The organism is Methylosinus sp. RM1, assembly GCF_011378635.1.
Classification (GTDB): Bacteria; Pseudomonadota; Alphaproteobacteria; order Rhizobiales; family Beijerinckiaceae; genus Methylosinus; species Methylosinus sporium.
Window position 1 is genome coordinate 1 of record NZ_WOVC01000125.1, and the last position, 502, is coordinate 502.

Annotated in this window: 1 protein-coding gene; it reads right to left on the reverse strand. The window is 66.5% G+C overall.

Annotated features, from left to right (window positions below; genetic code table 11):
• A partial coding sequence (locus FMZ75_RS22345; protein ID WP_166146331.1) for an AAA family ATPase occupies positions 1–502 on the reverse strand: 502 nt, incomplete at both ends.

Genomic DNA, 502 nt, shown 5'->3' on the forward strand with positions numbered 1-502 from the left:
CACGTCGGGGCGGTTGGTGGCGGCGATGAGGATGATGCCCTCATTGGCCTCGAAGCCGTCCATCTCGACGAGCAGCTGGTTCAGCGTCTGCTCGCGCTCGTCATTGCCGCCCCCTAAGCCGGCGCCGCGATGACGACCGACGGCGTCGATCTCGTCGACGAAGATGATGCAAGGCGCGTTCTTCTTGGCCTGCTCGAACATGTCGCGCACGCGGCTCGCGCCGACGCCGACGAACATTTCGACGAAGTCCGAGCCCGAAATGGTGAAGAAGGGGACGTTGGCCTCGCCGGCGATGGCGCGGGCGAGAAGCGTCTTGCCGGTGCCGGGCGGGCCGACGAGCAGCACGCCGCGCGGAATGCGGCCGCCGAGACGCTGGAACTTCTGCGGATCGCGCAGGAATTCGACGATCTCCTGGAGGTCTTCCTTGGCCTCGTCGACGCCGGCGACATCCTCGAAGGTCACGCGGCCCTGCGTTTCCGTCAGCAGCTTGGCCTTGGACTTG